The sequence below is a fragment of the Aquisalimonas sp. genome (assembly GCF_007120195.1).
Taxonomy (GTDB): domain Bacteria; phylum Pseudomonadota; class Gammaproteobacteria; order Nitrococcales; family Aquisalimonadaceae; genus Aquisalimonas.
On the sequence record NZ_SKOG01000158.1, the window covers coordinates 1 to 7,008 of the forward strand.

The window sequence follows — 7,008 nt, forward strand, 5'->3', positions numbered from 1 at the left end:
CAACGAACTTCTCTTCCGACTCGGATACCCGCGGAATTTCTTCAGTCATCTCATCGATCACCTCAGAGAGCCTCCGAACCGGTGAAACGGTATCAGGGGATCGCGGTTCCGTGGAATCATCGATGATCGGGGTACCGAACATAACGGATTCCCACATGTCGTAGCTCACCGCGCCTGCCACATGACAATCACCAGCCCCAGAAGGATCGTCAATCGGATTTCCGAGCAAGTCATACAGTGGAATGCCATCGACAGTCACGCCATGTTCGATCATTAGCCCTGAACCGTGCATACCGAACTGCCTACAGAAAGCTGGCCCGACCCGTGCTACCCAGATCCACCACTTGCCGACTGGAACCTCCATGACGTATGCGCGCCCATCATCTGTTGGCGCAAACTCAAGTATGCTAAGACCCTTGTACAGGCTCACATTCAAGTCTCCTAGCTAGAATCCTGAGCCATTCGCATTCAGCACCCTGCGAACTGTCACATTATGTTGCCGCAAATACTGCATGAGCCTAGGGCTTATGACTGTATTGGATCTTACGAAGAGGTGGTACCGCATACCGTGATGATTGGCGTATTCAATCTGTGCTCGTAGCTGGGCTCTTCTGGTGAGTGTGGCGACATTCTTCATGGGCGGCCACCATCTTTTGGTCCAGTCTGAGTGTTCGATGTCGTCACTTGTGGACATCCATTCTGGCAGTCTTTGGTTTGGGCGTCCGTGTGCGTGTCTGTGGTAACGGTAGCGGGTGGCCTTCCCGCAGGGCGGTAAGGCACGCTTGATGGAACTCGTTGGGGGTGAGGTCCCCGAGCGCCTGGTGGTAGTGCCCGCTGTTGTAGTTGGTCGCCCAGTCATCGATTACGGCCTTGGCCTCAAGGAGCGTCTCGAATCGCTCCCAGTCCAGAAGCTGTCTACCCATGGTCCGGTGAAACGATTCCACCAGGCCGTTCTGCTGGGGGCTGGCCTTTTCTACCGGGATCGCGGTCACTCCGCGATCGCTCAGCCACTGCACGAGCGATTCCGCGATGAACTCCCGACCATTGTCGGTACGAAATAGCTCGGGTCTGCCGTGAGCGCGAAACAGGCGGGTGAGCTCTTGCTGCACGCGTCTGGCACCGATCGAGTGAGCGACCACCCGACCAAGGCTACGGCGCGTGTACTCGTCGATTACATTCAGGATCCGGTAGGGCCTGCCATTGGCCAAACGCTCGGTCTTGAAGTCGCACGCCCACACGTGATTGGGACGCTCGGCCGGCAGGTTCCAGATCGCGTTATCGGCACTGCCACTGGCTTTCTTGCCGCTACGCCGCTTCACATGCCGAGCAGTCAAACCCGCCTCCCGCCAGACCCGCTCGACCCGTTTACGGTTGATCTTCCAGCCCTTGCGCCGGAGATGCTTGTAAGCCATCTTGTACCCCCACGCCTTGTGCCGCCTGGACAATCGACGCAGCTCAGCAACAAGAGCCGCATCCTGCTCAGGACGCGTGGGCAAATACCGTTGAGTGCTTCGATGCTGCCCAAGAATCGTGCACGCCCGCCGCTGCGACAACCCATGCCGCTTCTGCACATGCTGCACCGCAGCCCGCCGCCGCGACGGGCTCAAAATTTTCCCTTCGCGACATCCCGCAACACAGTGATCTCAAGCTCCTTCTCGACCACGATCCGTTTCAACCGCTCGTTCTCGAGCTCCAGATCCCGCAACCGAGCCGCCTCATCCGCCTGCAACGCGCCATACCGCTCCCGCCACCGACGCAGCGTCACGCTCGTCACCCGCAGCCGCCTGGCAACCGCCTCCACCGTAAGACCCTGCTCACGCAGACGATCAGCCTCCCGCAGCTTCATCACGATCTGCTCCGGCGAATACCGCTTCTGAGCCATCATCAACCTCCCATCAGTCGAACATTATCCCGAAAACGAACAATCACAATGGACCAAATGGGAGGGGGCTCTCCAGACAGAAAACACCAACATAAGCAGCTGCTCAAAACGGGACATGAGCCTATTATCGGCAATCATCTACAAGACCTTGATAGTAATTAGAACAATCCACAGTAGGCCCGGCCGCTTTCCACAGCCCACCGCCGAATCCGCGACCCGCACTCAAGATCCACCCCCGCCCTGCCGATACGAACCCCAATGGCGTATGCACCTCGACCTTCACCAGCGCGGCCAGCTAGCCGACGCACGGCAGCGATAATGACCTACATCGCGGCCGCTCTCACCCTCGGTTTCGCAGGCACGGCACAGGCCTCTGAACAATGGCAGTTCGATGAGGCAACCGGCACCCTCACGTTCACACCAGTGGGAAACCCTTACAAGGGCGGGATTATCGACTGGTCGGTGGGAGGGAATCCTCAGGGCATTGGCGCTGGATGCCTAACCTGCGATCACCCCCCGGGCTACCCGGACTCGCTGCCAGACACCGTCGATCGGCTCGTAATCCGAATGACGCACAGAGGCCGCGGCGAATTGCATCGGATCCAAGACATCGCACGATCAGGGATCCCAATCCACGTCGAGTCGGACAATCCGAGGGCGACGCTCACGATCGAGACCTACACACCGCAAGGGCCGCTGAGGGTACGCGGAGTCGGGCATGGGCTGGATCTCAATGGTGATGGCAGGATCAACATCACCTTCGCACCATCACTGCTCAGTTACCTGACCCTTATTGCCGAGCAGCGACGCCTCAACAATCACATCGACCTGAGACACCTAAGAGCCTTCCGCCAAGGCCCACGGACTGGCGCCTACATCCAGACCTTCGGAGGCAACGACACGATCCTCGGTAGCCCTGCCAACGATGAGATCCGTGCAGGTGGTGGCAACAACCGCATCTGGCTCGGTGCTGGCGATGACAGCGTTCGCACAGGCAACGGCAACAACCGCATCTGGCCCGTCAGCGGCAGATCTTTCATCTCAACCGGTACCGGAAATGACATCGTGTACCGCGCCCGTGGTGTGCGAACCATCAAGACCCGTGGTGGCATCAACCGGCTCTACGGCGGCAGCGGCAGGAACGACATCGAACACTCAGGACGCACCGGCCGGTCGCTGATCATTGGCGGGCCACAGCGAGACCAATTGGGCTCTTATGCCAACGGCAGCATCCTCATCGCCAACGGCGGCCGTGGAAACATCCTCGAAGGCTTCGGACCCCGCACACTCCTGCGCGGCGGACGCGGCAACGACCACTTCCGTACCAGTCCCCGCAGCCCCGCCCGCATCGACTGCGGCGGCGGCAACCGCAACCGCCTCTATGGACCACGCCCCGGAGTAGGCGGCCCCTACCGACTGCGCAACTGCCACCAATACTTCCACCAAGGCCGCTGGCACCCCTGGCCCCGGTAATCAACCCCAGCCATCCAGCGGGAACCTCAGATCGCAGCCGACACGATCGCGACTTCACCTACGCCCCGATACGGCAACCACTGGCAGTCAGGCCAGATTCCGCGCCCAGCCCCCCGGTTTGCCCCCCGGTCGCGAAAATACCCCAGCAACCGCCCCCGCGACACCAGGTACCACGATGTCGCCCTTTTACAGGGCTTATGCGACATTGGGTACGTTGAGGTACCACCAATTGTGGAAATCATAATCCGCGTGTCGCAGGTTCGAGTCCTGCCACCGCTACCTTCGAAAGGCCTGCTCAGGACGTCTTGGGGCAGTGTCGCCCAAGTGCCTGCATGTCGTTTGCCACCCCCTGGCAAGAACGATACCGTGCAAACCGGCAGCCGGGAGGGTCCGTCAGGGGTCGTGGCTGGGGCGGTCGTGGCCGCAGCGATCGCTACGAGCGCGGAGTGTCTCGATGAGCGCTTTGGCGGGACCGGCGAGCGGTCGAAGTCCGACACGTGGTCAGGGATTCGTCCTCACCGGGCGGATCCGCATGACGTCGAGTCGAACGGCGTCGCATGCGCTCGGCCGCGCGTGTGGATACGCGGCATTCCCGGTTCCTTCGATTGGCGGGTCGCCAGTTGACGGATATGCATCCGTATACCCGGTTATGCTGTTTTGGGTATAAGTGGGTATAAGTTGGGAGAAGCAGTGGATCCGATCACCAACCCGTACACGCCGAACGCCGGATCCAAGCCCCCGGAGCTCGCCGGGCGAGGAAAGCAGTTGCGCCAGTTCGAGGTGCTCATCGGGCGACTGAGCGCCGGATTGACCGAACAGAGCATGATCATCCGCGGGCTGCGTGGCGTGGGCAAGACCGTGCTGCTCAACGCATTCGAGGACATCGCCGAGAGCGCAGGCTTCATCACTTTCTACCATGAGCTGACGCCCGAGAGCAGCTTGATCGCTCAGGTCGCGCGCGACGCGGAATCAACGCTCGCGCAACTCAAGCTCACATCCCGAGTGGCGGCTCGCCTGCGCGATTCGCTCGCGCACCTGAAGACGATTCGCATCGCCAGCCCGGAAGGGTTCGAGTTGGCCGTCGATCTGCGAGGCGGCGACGAGGGACAGGTTTCCGCCGACCTCGCGCACCTGCTCGTACAGATCGGAAAGGCCGCTCAGGAACAGGGGCGCGGCGTTGTGCTGCTGATCGACGACGTGCAGTTCGCTGCGGAACTCGAGTATCGTGCCCTGATCAGCGCACTGCATCGCGCCACCCAGAAGAGCCTTCCCGTCACGCTTGCAGCGGCGGGCCTGCCGCAGATTCCACGCCTGACCGGAGAGGCTCGATCATACGCCGAGCGCCTGTTCGACTTTCCCACCCTGGATTCGCTGGCACACGATGATGCAGCGGCCGCACTGGCCAGCCCGGCTCGCCAGCACGAGGTCAGCTATACACCCGAGGCGGTGCAGCGCGCCATCACCTGGACGGGTGGCTACCCGTTCTTCATCCAGCAACTTGGAAAACACGCATGGAACCTCGCCGGCCAATCGCCGATCGACCTCGACGCCATCGAGGATGCGATGCCGGTAGCACGCGAAGCGCTGGACCGATCGATCTACGAGGTACGCTTGCAGCGAGCCACCGAGACCGAACGGCGATACATGAAGGCAATGGCCGAACTGGGAACCGGTCCGTACCGATCCGGTGATGTTGCACGGAAGCTCGGCAAGGGGACCGGCGGCGTATCCAAGATCCGCCAACGCCTGCTGGACAAGGGCCTCGTCTACGCCACGGAAGACTTCGGCTACATCGACTTCACGGTTCCACGTTTCGACGACTTCATGCGCCGCCGCAACGACATTGGCGCATAGCAGGGCCGGGCCAGCGACGGGTCATGGTGATCGGAGCCAGCCACCCCCGAGCTCAGGCCTCGGGCGCACCCGGGGCAAGCGATGACAGATGTCCGACGAGCTCGTTGAGCGCAGCGACGATGCTCTCCAGCATGGCCGCAAGCCCGCTGAGGTCCGGCCCGCCGCCACCGACCAGGTCGTAGCCCTTGTCGGCCTGCTCGACTGCCTCGCAGTCACAGTCCTCCTCGGAGCCGCCGCCTCCGGCAGCGAGCGCGCCGAGCACGGGTGAGTTCTCACGCGCCTGCTGCGGCACGATGTCTGCCACGAATGCCGGCGGCCCGGGAGGCCCGCCACCCGGCGCCGCTGCCATTGGTGCTCCTACTCCCATGGGTCCCATTCGACTCTCCCACCATCTTGACGGACAGCCCCCACCAGGAATGCCCCGTCGTTTACCAACACACCCCTGCAGCGTGACACCGTGTGCTCATGCTGCCTACCCCCGTCCGGGGTGGCCGTCCGTGGCCGGGTTCACGACCCGTGTCGGCGCCTCCCGCAGCGAGGCCATCAACGACCAGGCATGGCGGTTCGACATGACGGGCATGGAGAGCTCGCCGACACCCGCTGCTGCGCCCGGACGGCGCGCCGTGGTGATCGTACCCGCCGGCGATCTCACGCCCGCGGCCGAGCAGGCCCGCCGCGAGCACACCTGGGCCGGGCGGCTCGGCATGCCGGCACACGTCACCCTCGCCGGCCCCTTCGACACAGGCCCGGAAGGCATCCCCCACGAGACGCTCGCATCGCTTGCCCGCGCCCTCAGGGACCAGCCCGCGACCGCGACGCCGCTCTCGGGGCCTTCCCGCTGGGATGACGCGCTCATCGTCTACGAGCCGGCAGACGCTGCCGGCCTCACCGGGCTGGCCCAGGCAGCTGCTGGGGCGATCGGCGGCCTGCCACCACGCGCCTTTCCGCTGCGCCCCCACGTGACGGTCGCGATGGCCCGCCTGGGCGCCGACCTCGATACCGTCGCGTCGGACCTCCAGCACCTGCCGGCCGGGACGATCGACGCGCGGGAGGCGTGGGTCATGGAGCGCGACCGACAGCCGGGGGCGCCATGGGAGCTGCGCGCGCGGCTGCCGATCGGCCCCGGCACCTGAGACGCGACCGCCGCGCGCCCCGGCGGACGGGCGGGGAGAGCCCCCGCAGCGGGAGCGACGGCCGATGCGTCAGGCCATCTCGCCCTCGAGCACGGTGTGGTCGGAGGGCGCGTCGTGCTCGCCGACCGGCTCGAGGGTCACCTTCAGCCCCGTGGCCTCGGTGGCCTCGAGGTTGCCCAGGTCCACGAAGATCACCGGGCGCACATCCGCAATCGGCCCCGGCGTGGTGATGGCGCCGCTGCGGTGCTCGATCCAGACCTGCCACTGGTGCCCCGGGGGCGGCTCGGGCACGCCGCGTAGCACGAGGCCGCCGAAGCCGTCGACCATCACGCCCATGTTGTCCACGCCATCGAACTCGTTGCTGGTGTCGAAGCGCACCATCTGCACGCCTGCACCGTCGATCGGGGGCGCCGCTGCCTGCTGCTGCTCGAGCGCGGCCGCCACGAGGTCGAGGTCCCCACGCACCTCGTCGAGGTCGCCACGCAGCTGCAGGTTGTTGAAGGTCACCGCGGCAAGCAGCGCGACGCTCGCGGCGGCCGCGACCGCCATCGAGCCGCCGAAGAGGGGGGACGACCAGAAGCGGCTCCAACAATTTCTCGAGTTTGAACCGTTCCACGGCCTTCCGCGTGCGCGGATGCGTCGCCAGGACGACGGGAAATGATTCGG

The 7,008-nt window shown here is 64.0% G+C and carries 9 protein-coding genes; 3 read left to right on the forward strand and 6 right to left on the reverse strand.

Annotated features, from left to right (window positions below; translation table 11 throughout):
- The 4 genes from QZT63_RS11810 to QZT63_RS11820 all read right to left on the reverse strand — a co-directional run.
- A partial coding sequence (locus QZT63_RS11810) for a hypothetical protein (RefSeq protein ID WP_290651426.1) occupies nt 1–430 on the reverse strand: 430 nt, incomplete at its 3' end.
- A gap of 15 nt (nt 431–445) precedes the next feature.
- Entirely contained in the window at nt 446–694 is a 249-nt protein-coding gene (locus QZT63_RS20100; protein WP_366636856.1) for a putative toxin, read from the reverse strand.
- Nucleotides 681–1,580: an IS3 family transposase gene (locus tag QZT63_RS11815; protein ID WP_366636859.1), complete on the reverse strand. Its 900-nt coding sequence runs from the start codon at nt 1,578–1,580 to the stop codon at nt 681–683. The genes QZT63_RS20100 and QZT63_RS11815 overlap by 14 nt, the downstream gene beginning before the upstream one ends.
- 23 nt (nt 1,581–1,603) lie before the next feature.
- Nucleotides 1,604–1,885 carry a transposase gene (locus QZT63_RS11820; RefSeq protein WP_290651430.1) on the reverse strand — a complete coding sequence of 94 codons (282 nt, stop codon included), beginning with the start codon at nt 1,883–1,885 and terminating at the stop codon, nt 1,604–1,606.
- 315 nt (nt 1,886–2,200) lie between these two features.
- Between QZT63_RS11820 and QZT63_RS11825 the strand changes: the two genes are divergently transcribed.
- Nucleotides 2,201–3,355, forward strand: a complete 1,155-nt coding sequence (locus tag QZT63_RS11825; protein ID WP_290651431.1) for a calcium-binding protein — start codon at nt 2,201–2,203, stop codon at nt 3,353–3,355.
- Nucleotides 3,356–4,045: 690 nt separating this feature from the next.
- A complete protein-coding gene (locus QZT63_RS11830; RefSeq protein ID WP_290651433.1) occupies nt 4,046–5,209 on the forward strand; it encodes an ATP-binding protein in 1,164 nt (387 codons plus the stop codon).
- Nucleotides 5,210–5,261: 52 nt separating this feature from the next.
- Here the strand turns inward: QZT63_RS11830 and QZT63_RS11835 are convergent, their stop codons facing one another.
- A complete protein-coding gene (locus tag QZT63_RS11835) occupies nt 5,262–5,558 on the reverse strand; it encodes a hypothetical protein (RefSeq protein WP_290651435.1) in 297 nt (98 codons plus the stop codon).
- A gap of 148 nt (nt 5,559–5,706) precedes the next feature.
- On the opposite strand from QZT63_RS11835, the gene QZT63_RS11840 reads away from it, so the two are divergent.
- Complete coding sequence (locus QZT63_RS11840) at nt 5,707–6,342, forward strand: 2'-5' RNA ligase family protein (RefSeq protein ID WP_290651437.1); 636 nt, start codon at nt 5,707–5,709, stop codon at nt 6,340–6,342.
- Between the two features lie 69 nt (nt 6,343–6,411).
- Here QZT63_RS11840 and QZT63_RS11845 read toward each other — a convergent pair.
- Nucleotides 6,412–7,008, reverse strand: a 597-nt coding sequence (locus tag QZT63_RS11845) for an anti-sigma factor (RefSeq protein WP_290651439.1), incomplete at its 5' end; no start/stop codon positions are given.

What these genes read in the sequence shown, in the direction of transcription:
- QZT63_RS20100 (WP_366636856.1), bottom strand. Translation starts at nt 694, where the DNA reads ATGTCCACAAGTGACGACATCGAACACTCAGACTGGACCAAAAGATGG.
- QZT63_RS11820 (WP_290651430.1), bottom strand. Translation starts at nt 1,885, where the DNA reads ATGATGGCTCAGAAGCGGTATTCGCCGGAGCAGATCGTGATGAAGCTG.
- QZT63_RS11825 (WP_290651431.1), top strand. Translation starts at nt 2,201, where the DNA reads ATGACCTACATCGCGGCCGCTCTCACCCTCGGTTTCGCAGGCACGGCA.
- QZT63_RS11835 (WP_290651435.1), bottom strand. Translation starts at nt 5,558, where the DNA reads ATGGCAGCGGCGCCGGGTGGCGGGCCTCCCGGGCCGCCGGCATTCGTG.